This is a genomic window from Fictibacillus iocasae (assembly GCF_042665465.1).
In the GTDB taxonomy this organism is placed as follows: Bacteria; Bacillota; Bacilli; order Bacillales; family Fictibacillaceae; genus Fictibacillus; species Fictibacillus iocasae.
The window spans coordinates 82,087-98,408 of the sequence record NZ_JBHTCP010000049.1 but is presented as its reverse complement, the minus strand read 5'-3'; the positions used below and the strand labels follow the sequence as shown (position 1 = coordinate 98,408).

The following is a 16,322-nucleotide window of genomic DNA, read 5'->3' as shown; positions in this document are numbered from 1 at the left end:
ATTGTATCATATTTTGAGAAAATTGGAGTAAAATTCCTATAAGTTTACACATTTCCATTTTTGTCTACATAAAACGATGGATTTCCCTGCTTTTTTTACTGGAAACAATTAGAGAGCATGTTAGAAGGTTAGAGAATGGAAAAACGAGGGAAGGTAATAGTAGCGGTTAGGATACGCTATTTCAGGAAAATGTACGGACTATTAAGAAAGTGTAAAGTCGGTTGCGCAGGGCTAAAAAAGGATTGATTTACTTCCTATTTGTGTTACGATATGTTCGTGCCTAAATAGATACTATTTCTGAAGGGGATCTTTATGAATTTAAATATTATTTCAGCATTTATTGCATCATTCATAACAGTCCTGATTATTACGCCGCTCGTTATAAAATTTGCTATAAAAATTGGTGCGACCGATAAGCCGAATCAGCGCAAGGTTCACCAAAAAGTGATGCCCCGCCTTGGTGGTCTCGCCATCTTTTTCGGAGTTGTCGCCGGTTACTTTGCCGGAGGCGTCTATACAGAGGAAGTTACAGGAATCACGATAGCCGGCCTCGTTATTCTCGCTACCGGTATCCTTGACGATATGTATGAGCTTTCTGCCAAGACGAAGCTGCTCGGGCAGCTTATTGCAGCAGGGATCGTCGTCGCAACGGGCTTGAAGATTGACTTGTTAACGGTTCCTTTTGTCGGTGTGTACGATCTTGGATTATGGACGTACCCGATCACGATTCTATGGATTGTCGGTATTACAAACGCGATTAACCTGATTGACGGCCTTGACGGTCTCGCAGCAGGTATTTCTCTTATCGTCATCTCGACAATTGCATTCCTGGCTGGCATGGCCGGAATGATGCTCATTTCGACACTTGCCGTCATCATGATCGGAAGCATATTAGGTTTCCTTTTCTACAACTTCAACCCGGCAAAGATTTTTATGGGAGATACAGGTGCTCTTTTTCTAGGGTACGCGATTTCCATTCTTTCGCTGCTCGGGCTTTATAAATCGGTGACACTGTTCAGCTTTATCGTGCCGATTATCATCTTGGGTGTTCCAATCTTTGATACAACATTCGCGATCATCCGCCGTATTGTTAACAAGAAGCCAATTTCGGCTCCAGATAAGCATCATCTTCACCATAAGCTGCTGGCACTTGGCTTCTCGCACAGACGTACGGTGCTTGCGATTTACGGATTAGGCTTGATCTTTGCGGTAAGTGCGGTCATTCTATCGCACTCGACCATGATCGGTTCGGTGTTCATCATTATCGTGCTGCTCGTCTTGATCGAGCTGATCGCGGAAATGATTGGTCTTGTTCATCACAAATATCAGCCGTTTATGTCGATTTATCGGAAAGTAACCGGGAAACAATAAGGTATGACCATCAAAAGCCGTTTGCTTTATGCGAACGGCTTTTAGTAAGGATGTAAAAAGAAGAAGCTTTGCGAAATTTGTGGTAAAATGAATTGCATTCTTTTGGCAAAGGTAAAAAATATAAGAACAAGGAGTCCTAAAAATGCGCGTACCAATGTTAGATCTTTCAGAGCAATATCAAACACTACGAGAAGAAATGATGACGGTCCTTGATGAAGTAATGGGTTCATCCCGTTTCATCCTTGGCGATAACGTTAAAAAATTAGAAAAAGATGTAGCGGAATACAGCAACACGAAATATGCAGTAGGTGTAGGGAACGGAAGCGACGCGATCCATATCGCGCTTCAGGCAGCAGGAGTAGAAGCAGGACATGAGGTTATCACAACGCCTTTCACGTTCTTCGCAACAGCAGGTGCGATCGCGCGCGCTGGTGCAACGCCTGTGTTCGTTGACATCGACCCTGTGACGTTCAACATCGACCCTTCTAAGATCGAAGCGGCGATTACAGACAAGACGAAAGCGATCATCCCTGTTCACCTTTATGGCCAAATGGCAGACATGGATCCAATCGTGGAAATCGCGAAAAAGCATAACCTTTATATCGTGGAAGACGCAGCTCAGGCGATCGGCTCTACGTATAAAGGCAAGAGTGTCGGTGAGCTTGGAGATGCAGCGACATACAGCTTCTTCCCAACAAAGAACCTCGGTGCTTACGGTGACGGCGGTATGATCGTGACAAATTCTGACGAGATGGCAGAAAAAATGTCCGTGATTCGCGTACACGGAAGCAAGCCGAAATACTATCACCACGTTTTAGGCTACAACAGCCGTCTTGATGAATTGCAGGCTGCTGTACTGAACGTGAAATTCCCTCACTTGGACAAGTGGAGCGAAATGCGTCAGAAGAACGCAGAAAACTACACGCAGCTTCTTAACGAACAGCTAGGTGATAAGGTTGTTACACCGGTTGCTCTTGAGAACCGCCGCCACGTGTTCCACCAGTACACACTGCGTGTGGAAAAGCGTGATGAGCTGCAGGCTTTCTTAAAGGAACAAGGAGTGGACACGATGGTGTATTACCCGCTTCCGCTTCATGTTCAGCCAGTGTTCAAGGAGCTTGGCTATAAAGAAGGCGACTTCCCTGAAGCAGAGAAGGCTGCGAAAGAAGCTGTATCACTTCCAATGTTCCCAGAATTAAAACTGGAGCAGCAGGAGTATGTAGTTTCCCAAATTGCGGCATTTTATAAATAAGGAAATGTATATTCGCCCTCGTGACAAATGAGGGCGAATTGTTTCATTTACTGCTGTAGCGATAATATTGGAGGTTGTTCTGTGGCACACGAAGAAAAACGGTATGTACTATATGATTATTTGCGTTTCTTTTGGAACAAGAAGTGGGTCTTCCTTGCTGTTCCCCTCCTGACTCTCGGCTTAGCATTTCTTTATTCGATGCTTCAGCCTGTCAGCTACCAGGGCAGGACGATCATATTCACGGGAGATTTCAAAGGCTCAGAAACCGATCCGGCTGTCGTAAAGGACATGTATAAGGATGAAGCCAAGGGGTTGGGCTACTCGGTTGAAGTGTTCGAACGAGGCCAGCTCGTCTTCACGGTAACAGGTTCTGACAAGGAAAAGGTTCAGAAGGTTAGTGAGGAGATCTCATCAAAGCACTTCAAGCTGCTTCAGTCTGAACATGGTGAGCTTATCCGTATTACGGAAGAAGGTAAGTCAGCAAAAGAGAAGCATCTGGAAAGCTTAGACGAACTGATGTCAGCATATGAAAGCCAAATGTCTAAAGGGACACTTTCTGATGAAGAGCAGGCACGTATGAGCGAGCTGCAGCTGGCTTCAACCAACATTGAAGAAGGCATCGTGAACATGGAAAAAGATATCGCTTTGTTCGAGGCGCCGCAAAAGCTTGATACGGCAGTCGAAGAGAGCAGCCGAAATACAAAGGCATACGTAGCATTAGGCCTTGTTGCAGGGATTTTCCTCTCACTCGTCCTGCTCGTATTCTGGAAATACATTGATGAAGCTCGGAGGTACAGACAACATGATTAAATTCGCCATCGTTGGAATGGGACACATAGCTAAGAAACATATCGAAGCAATTAATGAGGCAGAAGGTGCAGAGCTCGTTGCTGTCTGTGATGCGGCAGCGGAGCGTCTGGAGCCTTATGCTGGTACTTACGAAACATACACAGATTTAGATGAAATGCTGAAGACGAATAAAGACATTCAGGTTGTGAACATTTGTGTTCCGTCCGGACTTCATGCTCGATTGACGAAGATCGTAGCTGAACACGGCCGCCACATCGTAGTGGAAAAGCCGATGTCATTGAAGCTTGAGGATTCAGAAGAGATGATCCAGATCGCGAAGGAAAACAACGTGAAGCTCGCGGTCGTTCACCCGAACCGTTTCCGTCCGGCGATCATGAAGCTTCGTGAAAAAATGGACGAAGGCGTATTCGGTACATTGAGCCACGCGAATGCGACGGTTCGCTGGAACAGAGGACAAGAGTATTATGATCAAGCTCCTTGGAGAGGAACGAAGGAGTTCGACGGCGGCGTGCTGATGAACCAGGCAATCCATAACCTGGACCTTCTATTATGGTTCATGGGAGAAGTGGAATCGGTTCAGGCGATGGCAACGACTCGTCTTCGTAAAATCGAAGCAGAGGACGTCGCAGCGGCTGTTGTCCGATTTAAAAGCGGTGCACTTGGTGTGATTGAAGCAGCCACGACCATCTATCCGAAGAACCTCGAAGAGTCTCTTTCTATATTCGGTGAAAAGGCTTCTGTGAAAATTGGCGGAAGCAACGCGCTGTTTATTGAAACGTGGGACATTGAGAATGGCGTTGAGGGCGAGAAGGATTCATTTAATGAGTCGATTAAAGGAAATCCGCTTGGCAAGCCAGGGCATCAGTGGATCATCGAGGATATGGTCAAAGCCGTTCAAGAGGACCGTGAGCCGATTGTGTCTGGGAAAGACGGGCTAGCACCAGTGAAGCTTATTCTTGCGATTTTGGAGTCGGCTGAGACGGGTAAGGAAATCAAGCTTTAATAAATAAGTTAATGATTATAGAATTTGTGGGAGTGTGGGTTCTCCGAAGAAGTTGATCTCCGTTACAGGTGCACGCTTTCCGCGGGGTGAGCGGTGAGCCCTTCCGTCGCACGCGCCATTGGAAGGTCTCACCTTCTCACTCATCCCGCAGGAGTCGGCACCTTTCACTGCGATCAACTTTATTCGATGAAGAATTCTAGGATGATAAAGATTAAATCATTCCCCGTTATTTTGTAAGTTATTGAAAGACTAGAAGTAAGTTTAGTCCTGAGTTAAACCTTTCTGTAGCAACAATCTTAGAGTAGGGCCATTTTTATGGATTGGCTAATTATAAGGAGATGTCGTGAATATGAGTCAAGCAGAACAATTGCTTAAGAAAATTGAGAATAAAGAGGCCGTTATTGGTGTTGTTGGTCTTGGTTATGTGGGTCTTCCGCTTGCTGTTGAGAAGGCGAAGGCGGGTTATAAGGTTATTGGTTTTGATGTGCAGCAGGCGCGTGTGGATCAGGTGAATAACGGGATCAACTACATCGGCGACGTGGTGGATGAGGATCTGAACGAAATGATCAAAGCAGGACGTCTGGAAGCGACGACGGATTATGCGAAGATCAGCGAAGTGGATGCTGTGGCGATCTGTGTACCGACTCCGCTTGATACGTACATGCAGCCGGATACATCGTATGTGGAAAGCTCTGCGAACGAAATCGCGAAGCACGCACACGAAGGAATGCTTGTCGTTCTAGAGTCCACAACATACCCAGGAACGACAGAAGAGATCGTGAAGCCTGCTCTTGAAAATGCTGGTTTGATAACGGGTGAGAATGTGTTTATCGCGTATTCTCCAGAGCGTGTGGATCCAGGTAACAAGCACTTTAACACGAAGAACACACCTAAGGTAGTCGGCGGCGTTACAGAGAACTGTATTAAAGTCGCTGCGGCTCTTTACCGTTCTGTGCTTGAAGGCGATGTGCATGAAGTGTCTTCACCAGCGGTTGCAGAGATGGAGAAGATTTTCGAAAACACGTTCCGTCACATTAACATCGCTCTTGCAAACGAAATGGCGATCCTTTGCCAGCGTATGGGCATTGATGTGTGGGAAGTAATTGATGCGGCGAAAACAAAGCCTTATGGATTCATGGCGTTCTATCCAGGACCAGGTCTTGGCGGACACTGTATCCCAATCGACCCGTTCTATTTAACATATAAAGCAAGAGAATATAACTACCACACGCGTTTGATCGAGCTTGCGGGTGAAATCAACAACGCGATGCCTGAGTACGTGGTAGATCGTGCGATGCGCCTTCTGAACGAAGACGGAAAAGCACTTCGCAACTCCAACGTTGTCGTTCTTGGTGTAGCCTACAAGAAAGACATCGATGATATGCGTGAATCTCCAGTTCTTCCAATCCTTACGCAGCTGAAGGAAGCAGGAGCAAACGTGACGGTTGTTGATCCGCACGTACCGACGTTCCGCTTGAAAGGCGAAACGGTTGAAACTTACGAGCTGAAGCCTGAGCTTCTTCAAGGCGCTGATCTTGTGCTATTGACGACAGATCACACAGCATTTGATTACGAAATGATCGCGCAAAACAGCTCTGTTCTGTTTGACACGCGCAATGCGATGAAGGACGTTGCTAACAAGCCTGCTCGCTATGTGAAGCTTTAATTTAAGAGAGCGTTTAAAGGGGAGATGAAGAGGATGAACTTTGTAGATTCTAGCGTACATTTAGATGAATCGGTAAAAGTAGGGCATTTCAGCGTGATCGAAAAAGGCGCACAAATCGGAAGAAACGTAGTCATCGGAAACCGCGTGACGATTCACGAGGATACGGTGATCGGCGACAACACGACCATTTCTGATGGTGCTGTTCTTGGCAAGCCGCCAAAGCCGGCGAAAACGAGTACGGTCAAGCTGGCTGATAACATTCCGGCTCTTGTGTTGGGCGAAGATGTGACGGTTGGGGCGAACGCGGTTATTTACCGCGGAGCAGACATCGGCAGCAACACGCTGATTGCGGATCTTGCGAGTGTGCGTGAAAACGTGACGATCGGTGATTATGTTATCGTCGGACGCGGTGTAACGGTCGAGAACCATGTTTCGATTGGCACGCGCACGAAGATTCAATCCAACTCCTATATCACGGCTTACACGACGCTTGAAGAGCACGTGTTCATCGCTCCTTGCGTGACAACGACGAACGACAACTTTATGGGACGTACAGAAGAGCGCTTCGACAAGATTAAAGGGGCGATTGTCAAACGCGGAGCACGCGTTGGCGGAGCTTCCATCGTCCTGCCTGGCATCACGATCGCAGAGGAGACGTTCGTGGCAGCCGGTGCACTTGTGACGAAGGATACAGAAGAAAAGACGGTCATCAAAGGTGTACCGGCTAAATTCAGCAAGCATGTAGAAGAGCGGGAGTTGTTATAAGTTGCTGGCTCAGCTCAAACGTTTAGGAGGGGATTCCCTCCTTTATGCGTTAATGAATGTGGGGACAAAGTTAATTGCATTCTTAATGCTGCCGATCTTTACGGCGTACTTGGGCAAAGAGCAGATGGGTGTTCTGGAAAATATCGATTCGTTTACGTCTATGCTGACGTTCCTCGTTATTTTTGGGACAGACTCTGCTCTTGCTTTTTATTACTTTGATACGAAGAACAGAGAACTGAAGATGAGCTTCGTCCAGACGGTCTTGCAGTTCCGTCTGGCCGTCGCCATGCTGTGCCTGTTGGTCGCAGCGGTAGGCGGAGAGTGGATGTCACTACTTATCACGAAAGAGAGTGGACATGGCATCGTCATTTTGGCCGCCATGGTCACGCTTGTGCTCGAATCGGTCATCACCCTCGTGCTGACATATTACCGGTATGAGTTTAAAGCGAAGAAGGTCGTCATCTATACGGTAATCCGTCTTGGAGCGGCAGCACTGCTTGCTTATCTTTTCCTCAGAATGTGGAGTGAAGAGGTCGATGTGATCTATTTCGGGCGAAACATCGCCGCTGGATTCATCGTGCTGCTTCTGCTGCCAGATCTATTTAAGCTGATTCGCATTAAGGTGGATAAGGAACAGATGAAGGCGATTCTGAAGTATGCGGCGCCGCTCGTGCCGGCATCGCTCGCGTTTTGGATCATCGCGACGTCCAATCGCTTTATCCTCACATATTTTGAAGGGGTAGGCAGTGCGGGGCTATACGGTGTGGCGGTGAAGTTCGCCACCGTCATCACGCTGTTAACGTCTAGTGTTCAGATGGCGTGGCGTCCGTATACGATGAGCATCAAGGATCGCCCGGACGCGAAAAAGATTTTTTCCAAGTTTTATTTAATCATCCTGCTTGGGGGCATTATAGGATTATTAGGGATTGCGACCTTTATTCCGTATATCTTCAAGTTTATGATCAGCAATCCGGAGTTTCACAGTGCGAGCCAATATATCGCGCTGCTCAGTGCCGGAACGTTTTTGAACTTTTATTACTTAATCATTTCAGTAGGGCTTTTCATCAAGAAAGAGACGAAAATCATTTCGGTTTATTTCGGAGCCGCAGCGGCGCTCAGCTTCGTGCTGAACGTTACACTGATTCCGCTGCTGTCACAGTGGGGAGCGGCACTCGCGGTGACGATCTCGTATCTGTTTGCGACGGTCATGATTTTTATCAGAAGCCAGAAAACCTATTATGTACCGGTTCCTGTCGGCAAGATGATCACACTCTTTCTCGCAGGGATGGCAGCGATGGGCGTGCTTGTCTGGATTCATAACGCCGGACTGCCGGGATATTATCTCGTATTTCCGTGGCTGTTCTTTGCCGCTGTATTCGGAGCTTCACGAGTGTTAAAAGAAATTAAAAGCTAAGAGGTGCTAATTATGAAGGTTGTAACCGTACTAGGTGCACGTCCACAATTTATTAAGGCGGCTCCTGTTTCACGAGCATTGCGCAAATCACACACAGAAATTATCGTACACACTGGCCAGCATTACGATGCGAACATGTCCGATATTTTCTTTGAAGAGCTTCACATTCCAAAGCCTGATTACCACCTTGGCGTCGGTTCTGGCAACCACGGAAAACAGACAGGACAGATGCTTGCGGATATCGAGACGATCATCCTGGATGAAAAGCCTGATTACCTGCTTGTATACGGCGACACGAACTCAACGCTTGCCGGTGCACTAGCTGCCGCGAAGCTACACGTGCCTGTCATCCATATTGAAGCCGGATTGCGCAGCTTCAACAAAAAGATGCCAGAGGAAATCAACCGCATCATGACAGACCATGTGTCTGAATTCTTGTTCTGTCCGACCGAAACGGCCGTGAAGAACCTGACGGACGAGAACATAACACGCAACGTGATCAACGTCGGTGACGTGATGTACGATGCGGTCGAGTACAACCGCAAGCTTGCTGCTGAAAAGTCGGATATCCTGAGCAAGCATAATCTAGGCAACAAAGATTACTTATTGATTACGGTTCACCGTGCGGAGAATACGGATAACCTTGAAAACATCACGAACATCCTTAAGGCGTTTTCTGAGATTGAGGACAAGAAAGTATGGCCGATCCACCCGCGCACGAAGCATAAGCTAGAGAGCATGGGCTTTGATTTGGCTGCTGTACCGAACCTTCTCGTGATCGAGCCGGTTGGATACTTGGATATGCTTACGTTAGAAAACCACGCGAAAAAGATTTTGACCGATTCAGGCGGCGTGCAGAAGGAAGCGTATTTCATGCAGGTTCCTTGTGTGACATTGCGTGAACAAACCGAGTGGGTAGAGACGCTGGAAAGCGAAGCGAACATTTTGGTTGGTACGGACGTGGAAGCGATCCTAAATGCGACACGTAAAGAAGTGAACCCGCAGTACAAAGAGATTTTCGGAGATGCGAACGCGTCTGAAAAGATCGTACAAGCGATTGAAGGATAATGTTGGACAAATAGGTTACGGGGGAAGACAATGCTTTTGACATACATGCTGATCTGGCTGATCGTACTTGGAGTTTCCATCACATTGTTTAAGAAAGCAGGAGGGAGCCTTAGCGTGCTAAGGCCCAACCTGCTCTCTCTGATTTTCTACTATTCGCTGCTCGTTTCAAGCTTTGTTGGCAGCTTATTCATTGTGACGAAAACCGACCAGTTTTATATGATGCACAAAGTGACAGATGATAAATTCAGGCTGATTGGCTTTATTTTGGTCTGCACCGTCATGGTGGTCCTTCCCTTAACCGTTTATTTGATTGAAAAGCTAGTGGGATTCTCAGCTGTGAAGGAATTCAACGAGTATTTCGAAAGACCGGTTGAGCTTCCGTTTCAGAAGGAAAGAACCGAATTCTTCCTGCTGTTCGCCGGCTTGTCCGCGATCTGTCTCATGGCTGTCGCGTACACGATGCTGAAGCTGAACACGATTCCGTTACTTGAGCTCGTAAAAGGCAGTGACAACCTCGGACAGCTTCGTATTGAAGCATCACGCGGATTCCAAGGTAACGTGCTCATCCGCAATATTTTTGCGATTGCGCTTACGCCGATTTTATCGATTATCGCGTTCATTTACGCCTACAAGAGCAAGGAACTAAAGTGGATCCTTCTGAGTCTTTGTTTGATTAGTGCATCGTTTGTGATCACTACATACGATCTGTCTAAATCTCCGGTATTCTTTTATATGCTCAGCATGATTCTCGCCGCCATTTATGTCGGCTTTATCCGCTTAACATATAAAAGGATCGCGTTGCTCGGCGCGGCAGGGTTCGCCCTTCTCGTCGGGATGTATGCGGCTCTCGGTGCCGATCCGTCCACCTTCTTATCGTTTAACTCTGGCCCTGTCGGACGAATCTTTCTTTCGCAGATCGCCCCGTTCTTTATGCATCTGCAGCTGTTCGGCAACGAATTTCCGCTGCTCAATGGAAGCAGCTTTCCGGGCATTATCAACCAGATGTTCGACCAGGTGCACGCGCGCTCTGGCCGTGTGGCGATGGGGTACTTTTACCCTGATAAAGTGGAAGCCGGAACCGCCGGGGTGCTGAACACGCTCTTTATCGGAGAAGCGTATGCCAATTACTCCTACCCTGGAGTGATTATGTCGATTCTTTACTTAGGGCTCTTTCTTGCCGTCATTTATATGATTTTTCTGCGGCTGCCAAAGAACCCGGTGTTTCTCGGCATGTTCATTTATTTCACGATCAACATCCCACGCTCTGTCGTGGGTGGATTCTTTGACTTTATCTTCAACCCGCTTTGGATCATGATTTCTGCTTTCGTTTTTTCTGTGTATCTTGTCGTGAAAGTTAGATTAGGAATCATGGATTTCTTGAAAAATGGTAAGGGAGCAGGACAATGAGTAAGAAAGCAGTGTTAGTGTATTTTCCGTTCAAGCTGGCTGAAAAAGCAGACAGCGGCTCGAAGCTTCGCCCGTTAGAGATGCTAAAGGCGTTCCGAGAATGGGGAGCCGAAGAGAACGTTGAGATTATCGAATTAAACGGCACATCAGAAGAAAGAGCAGCCCGTTTCAGCTCACTGAAAGCAGAAGGCAAGCTCGACACTCTTTGGTTTTGTTATGCCGAGAACCAGACGATCCCGATCTGGCTGACCGATCCCGGCCATAAGCCGAAAAAGCCGTTCATCGATGCACAGGTGTTCAAGTTCCTGAAGCAGCGCAATGTCCCAATGGGCATCTTTTACCGTGATGTGTACTGGAAGTTCGATGACCTATATCCGCTCAAAGGCTTGAAAAAGAAAGTGATGCAGGCCGTTTACCGCCGCGAGGAAAAGTTCTATGAAAAATACGCGTCGGCGATCTTCCTGCCAAGCAGTGCGATGGGCAAGTATGTAAGCATCAACCAGCCAAAGGTACCTCTTCCGCCTGGAGGCAAGGTCACAGACAACATTGGCGTAGAGAAAACGTTCTCTCATCATGGCATCTATGTCGGCGGCATCGCGAACGACGATTACGGCTTGCCGCTGCTGCTCGAATCGCTCGAGAACTACCCGGCGGATAAGATGAAGCCGCGTTTGACGGTCGTATGCCGTGAAGCGGAGTACATGAAGCTGCCTGACAGCCAGAAGCAGCGCTTGCAAAACCTTGGCGTGGAGCTGAAGCACATTAGCGGCAGCGAGCTGACGATGCTCTACCGTGACATGGATTACGCGTACATCCCTCGTTTGAAGAGCGAATACAACAATTTCTCTGTTCCGGTCAAGCTCGTGGAATACTTATCGAACGGTCTGCCGGTCGTGGCGACCGACTGTGATGCACAGCAGGAATTCATCGAATCCGGGCATTATGGTCTCGTATCCGACGATAAGCGAGACGATTTCATCAAAGCGATCGAGACGGTCGCAGAGCAGTGTGACACATATCGTACGAACATCGCCGACACGTTTCTGGAGAAGCATTCATGGCTCGCACGCGTTCGTTCGGTGAAAAAGACGCTGGTAGGTGAGAGCTGATGAAGCTGCTGCTGCTCGCACCAGGACGGTCGATTCATACGCAAAAATGGGCGCTGTACTTTCAGCAAAAAGGCTGGCAGGTAAAGGTCGCCACGTTCGCGGACCACTATTCAGAGGAAAACGCGCGTGAGGTCGATACGGTGATCCTGCCAAAGAACCTGCCAGGAAAGCTTAGCTACTTTGGCGCGGTTCCGGCCGTAAAGAAAATATTGCGCTCGTTTCAGCCAGATATTTTTCATGCGCACTTTATCTCGAGCTATGGCCTGATCGGCGCACTTGCCGGGTACCACCCGTTTTACGTGAGTGTATGGGGCACGGATATTTTTGAATTCCCGAAAAAGAACCTAGTGAACCGCAAGCTGATACAATACACACTGCGCCAGGCAGAGGGAATCTGCTCGACGAGCCATGTGATGGGAAAAGAAACGGCTCAATATACGGATAAGAAGATCCACATCACGCCGTTCGGTGTCGACTTATCGATCTTTAAACCGATGGACGTAGAGAAAAAGCAAGGACTCCAAATCGGCATCGTTAAGGCGCTCTCGGATAAATATGGCATCGGCACATTGATACAAGCGTTCAAAAGAGTCCATGATCAGCATCCAAGCACAGAGCTGGTAATCGTCGGCGGCGGACCGCAGCTGATGGATTATCAAAGACTTTCGGCTGACCTTGGAATCGATGATCACGTCACGTTTACAGGCAAGGTGCCGAACAATCAGGTGCCGAAGTACATTAACAGTATGGACATTTTCGTCGTGCCGTCTCGTGACCAGGAATCGTTCGGTGTTGCGGCAGTCGAATCAATGGCGTGCGGAGTTCCGGTCGTCGTCACGAATGTCGGCGGACTGCCAGAAGTGGTGATCGAGGGCGAAACAGGCTTGATCGTGCCAAAGGAGAGCCCAGATGCTCTCGCCGCTGCCATCGTTCAGCTTATTGAGGACGAAGAAACACGGCTATCGATGGGGCGTAAAGGCATAGAGCACGTCAAGCGCGAGTATGATTGGTATGAAAATGCCTCACGAATGGAAAAACTGTATCATCAAACAATCAACGAGACGCAGTCGGTGTAAGAAATTGAAGGTGAGAGTACAATGAAAATTATCTTTTTAAATCAGCATTTTCCGCCTGAAGTCGGGGCGCCTCAAATACGGGTATATGAAGTGTCAAAAGAGTTGATGAGCCGCGGCCATCAAGTCGAAGTGTTGACCGCTTTCCCGCACCATCCGATGGGTGTGATCCCAGAAGGATACCGCGGACGCTTTTACATGAAAGAAGAGTATGACGGCATTTCGGTGCATCGTTCGTGGATCTACCCAAGTCCGAAGGGAAGCTTCTGGAAACGGTTGATGTCTTATTTTTCTTTTACGTTCAGCTCCTTTTATTCGCTGGCTGTTTCGAAAAAAGCGGACGTGATCATCTGTACGTCCCCGCCGCTCTTTCTAGGGATTACGGGATATGTGGGGTCGCTCTTTAAGCGTGCTAAGTTCGTCTTTAACGTGGCGGACATCTGGCCCGAGTCGGCGGTCAAGCTCGGCCTCGTGAAAAACAAACAGTTTATCGCGCTTGCCGAGTGGCTCGAGATGTTCCTTTATAAGCGTTCGTGGAAGATGGCGGGTGCGACAGAAGGAATCTCTGCTTACATGGGCGAGAAATCAGGCCGGCCGCACGATTCGTTCATGCTGCCGAACGGCGTGAACACCGATACGTTCGCTCCGCTCGAGCCGGATCAGGAGCTGATGGACGAGCTCAACCTTCACGGGAAAAAAGTCTTCGCCTACACAGGCACGATGGGTTACGCGCAAGGACTGGATTCCATTTTGTTAGTGGCGGAAAAAGTGAGAGACGAGCTGCCGAATGTGCATTTCCTCTTCATTGGTGACGGCCAGGAAAAAGAGATGCTGCTATCGATGAAGGAAGAGAAAAAGTTGCATAACGTGACGTTCAAGGATTCGGTACCGGTGGCCATGATGCCAAAGGTGTTCTCGATCAGCGATTATAGCATCGTTCCGTTGAAGAACTTAGAGATTTTCAAGGGCGCACGTCCGTCTAAAATTTTCCCAGCGTTATCGACCGGCACACCGGTGCTGTATTGCGGCGAAGGAGAAGCGGCGGAGCTGATTTCATCGAATGCGTGTGGTGCCGTTGCCGAGCCAGAAAACGTCGAGGCGATCGCGCAGCAGGTCAGATACCTTGCTGAGTTAAGTGAAGCCGAATACCGTACGTTAAGCGAAAACGGCAGAGACTTTGTGATTCGGGAATACTCGTGGAAACGCATTGTCGATGATCTGCTGGAGAATATAAAAGACGCGAGCAGTGAGAGAGAAAGAGAAGCAGGTTCAAGAGGGTAATCCTTTTGAGCTTGTTTTTTTGCACTATAGGAAAGTATAACTTTTTTACAAGATGATTACTCGACGTGGCAAAAAGTTAACGTACATAGTGTAAGGGCAACTAAGGCTGACTTAAAGGCATGGCGTCAGCCAAGTTTCCTTTATTTGTTAGGGGTGTTGAGTGGGGGATTGATTGGAGAAGGCCGCTGGCGCGCAAGTTGGTGATTGTGGCGCGCAAATACAGGGTAGTGAATAAAAGCCGCGCGCAATACAGCTGAAACCGCACGCAACCGCTGAACGGCGCGAATGAAGAGTCAACCGGCGCGCATTATTCTGGTGCGGCGTGCAAATCTCAAGTATGGCGCGCAAATTTAAAAAATGGCGCGAAAGCTGAGAGGAGGGGGAATTTGACTTGTCTCAAATCGCCGTGCAGGACCACTCGGCGCGAAAAAATAAAAAACCCGCTCGCAATTTGATGGGAATGGCGCGGAACGACAGAAAAAACGATGTGAACGGCGCGCAATTCCCCGCTGTGATTTAACAATTTAAACATCTGTTTAAAAACAAAGAAAAAGCCAGGCTCTCATGCCTGGCTTCATGCTTATTTCGGTCCGACTACGGTCCCTTTATAATAGTGCGTTAAAATTTTCGAATAGCTCCAGCCTTGTTTCGCGAAGGCATCGGCTCCGTATTGGCTCATGCCGATGCGGTGTCCGTAGCCTTTTCCGTTGATGGAGATGGTCTTCGGATCTGCTTCCTTCGTGATGGTGCCTGAGGCGGTTTGAATGCTCACGGTTGGAGTGCTGACAGAAACAACGCCGTCTGCCGTTTGGACGGAGGCGCCTTTAATGCCGAATTGACTTTGCGTACCGGACCCCGTTTTCATGTTGTACGTTTTATCAGCGTCGATCGTGAACCAGTTCGAACGTGCCAATGTCGTGCCGTTCTTAAAGTACTTACGCATATCATAATCGCTTCCGCTATACTCCTTTAAACCGAGTGACGTGTTCAGCTTAGCGCCGCGCACCTCGCCGTTCGCGCCTGGCGCGACAAGGGAAACGGAATACAGAGCAGCAGAAGGGCTCAATCCGAAATTGGAGAGAAGCTCAGATGATGAATACGTGAACGTCCAGTTGTTGTATGGAGAGGTTTCACCAGGGCTGTCCACCGATACGAGGTAAGGGTAGGAAGCTTGATTTGAGCTCCAAACATCACTGACGTTCGCTGTTTTGCCGCCGCTCGTTGAATAAAAGAAAGCCTGAATCGGGCTGCCGTTGTATTTCACATATTGCCCTGCCGTCGCTGCAATGACTGCATTTGAGCGGGCATCTTCCTTATCATAGCCTAAATACATCTGGCTCGATGTGTTCGGCTGCAGAACGTTGGTTTTGAAGGCGTAGCTGCGGGAGGCGACAGCTTGTACCTTTAACGCTTCCGCATGCCAGCTTGCCGGCATTTCCGCTGGCACAACACCTTTTAAGTAATCCTCCATGTCGAGACGGTTGATGAGCTTCACCTTCGAGCTGGATTGTGTAAGATCAATGTTTCCTCTGTACCGCTTGCTGTTGACGCCGAACAATGACAGAGAAGGCGCTGCTTTTGGCGCGTACGCTGTGGTGTTTTTTACCCAGCCGACGGCACCGGAAGCATTTTTCACGTTGTACCACGTTTCACCAGCTGGAGTCGTCAATGTATCCACGTATTCTGCCGCTTCACCTTTCACGAACGAGTATTTCACCTCGTACGTGTCGGCAGCACCGCTTTTCATCTCGGTCGCACTGGAAAAGGTAACGAGCTGAACGCCGCTGCCTTCCAGCTCAGAGATTGTGAAGCCTTTGACCGAAGAAAGAGTAAGGCCACTGCCAGCTATAGACACTTTGCCGCTTTCATACGATACCGTCGAGATCAAGGAAGGCGTGAGCAGCATTTTGCTTCCCGTATCCAGGTTAGATAGCTCATAAAATCCGTTCAAATTCAATCCGAACGTGGTATGGTGCATCAGCTGCACGTTGACAGGTGTGCTGATGGGAGCCTTCGGAGCGGCAGATGCAGAGTCAGCGAACCAAGGGGCAGCAGCTAAAGGTATCGCAAGGGCTGCCGCCAAAATCTTGTGGCGAAGCATGA

At 48.4% G+C, this 16,322-nt stretch carries 14 protein-coding genes; 13 read left to right on the top strand and 1 reads right to left on the bottom strand.

Going from position 1 to position 16,322, the window contains the following annotated elements; translation table 11 throughout:
• Positions 1–312: 312 nt before the first annotated feature.
• The 13 genes from ACFQPF_RS15565 (at position 313) to ACFQPF_RS15505 (ending at position 14,739) form a co-directional block, all read left to right on the top strand.
• Complete coding sequence (locus ACFQPF_RS15565; protein ID WP_379750626.1) at positions 313–1,371, top strand: glycosyltransferase family 4 protein; 1,059 nt, start codon at positions 313–315, stop codon at positions 1,369–1,371.
• A gap of 142 nt (positions 1,372–1,513) precedes the next feature.
• Positions 1,514–2,623 (top strand): DegT/DnrJ/EryC1/StrS family aminotransferase, encoded by a 1,110-nt coding sequence (locus ACFQPF_RS15560; RefSeq protein WP_379750625.1) that lies wholly within the window; start codon positions 1,514–1,516, stop codon positions 2,621–2,623.
• Between the two features lie 81 nt (positions 2,624–2,704).
• Positions 2,705–3,433, top strand: a complete 729-nt coding sequence (locus tag ACFQPF_RS15555; RefSeq protein ID WP_379750624.1) for a Wzz/FepE/Etk N-terminal domain-containing protein — start codon at positions 2,705–2,707, stop codon at positions 3,431–3,433.
• Positions 3,426–4,436, top strand: a complete 1,011-nt coding sequence (locus tag ACFQPF_RS15550) for a Gfo/Idh/MocA family protein (protein ID WP_379750623.1) — start codon at positions 3,426–3,428, stop codon at positions 4,434–4,436. Before ACFQPF_RS15555 ends, ACFQPF_RS15550 begins: the two co-directional genes overlap by 8 nt.
• 349 nt (positions 4,437–4,785) lie before the next feature.
• Positions 4,786–6,102 (top strand): nucleotide sugar dehydrogenase, encoded by a 1,317-nt coding sequence (locus tag ACFQPF_RS15545; RefSeq protein WP_379750621.1) that lies wholly within the window; start codon positions 4,786–4,788, stop codon positions 6,100–6,102.
• A 33-nt stretch (positions 6,103–6,135) separates the two neighbouring features.
• Positions 6,136–6,867, top strand: coding sequence for an N-acetyltransferase (locus tag ACFQPF_RS15540; RefSeq protein ID WP_379750620.1), 732 nt, complete (start codon positions 6,136–6,138; stop codon positions 6,865–6,867).
• Between the two features lies 1 nt (position 6,868).
• Positions 6,869–8,281 (top strand): lipopolysaccharide biosynthesis protein, encoded by a 1,413-nt coding sequence (locus tag ACFQPF_RS15535; RefSeq protein ID WP_379750619.1) that lies wholly within the window; start codon positions 6,869–6,871, stop codon positions 8,279–8,281.
• A 12-nt stretch (positions 8,282–8,293) separates the two neighbouring features.
• Positions 8,294–9,349, top strand: coding sequence for a non-hydrolyzing UDP-N-acetylglucosamine 2-epimerase (gene wecB / locus ACFQPF_RS15530; RefSeq protein ID WP_379750618.1), 1,056 nt, complete (start codon positions 8,294–8,296; stop codon positions 9,347–9,349).
• A 30-nt stretch (positions 9,350–9,379) separates the two neighbouring features.
• Entirely contained in the window at positions 9,380–10,756 is a 1,377-nt protein-coding gene (locus ACFQPF_RS15525; RefSeq protein WP_379750617.1) for an O-antigen polymerase, read from the top strand.
• On the top strand, positions 10,753–11,865 hold the full coding sequence (locus ACFQPF_RS15520) for a glycosyltransferase (protein ID WP_379750616.1): 1,113 nt from the start codon (positions 10,753–10,755) through the stop codon (positions 11,863–11,865). Before ACFQPF_RS15525 ends, ACFQPF_RS15520 begins: the two co-directional genes overlap by 4 nt.
• Positions 11,865–12,941, top strand: a complete 1,077-nt coding sequence (locus ACFQPF_RS15515; protein WP_379750615.1) for a glycosyltransferase — start codon at positions 11,865–11,867, stop codon at positions 12,939–12,941. The genes ACFQPF_RS15520 and ACFQPF_RS15515 overlap by 1 nt, the downstream gene beginning before the upstream one ends.
• Positions 12,942–12,962: 21 nt before the next feature.
• Complete coding sequence (locus tag ACFQPF_RS15510) at positions 12,963–14,219, top strand: glycosyltransferase family 4 protein (RefSeq protein WP_379750614.1); 1,257 nt, start codon at positions 12,963–12,965, stop codon at positions 14,217–14,219.
• Between the two features lie 391 nt (positions 14,220–14,610).
• Positions 14,611–14,739, top strand: a complete 129-nt coding sequence (locus tag ACFQPF_RS15505) for a hypothetical protein (protein ID WP_379750613.1) — start codon at positions 14,611–14,613, stop codon at positions 14,737–14,739.
• A 60-nt stretch (positions 14,740–14,799) separates the two neighbouring features.
• Here ACFQPF_RS15505 and ACFQPF_RS15500 read toward each other — a convergent pair whose 3' ends face one another.
• The gene (locus ACFQPF_RS15500; RefSeq protein WP_379750612.1) at positions 14,800–16,320 is read right to left on the bottom strand and encodes a SpoIID/LytB domain-containing protein; all 1,521 of its coding nucleotides are present in this window, start codon (positions 16,318–16,320) and stop codon (positions 14,800–14,802) included.
• Positions 16,321–16,322: the final 2 nt, after the last annotated feature.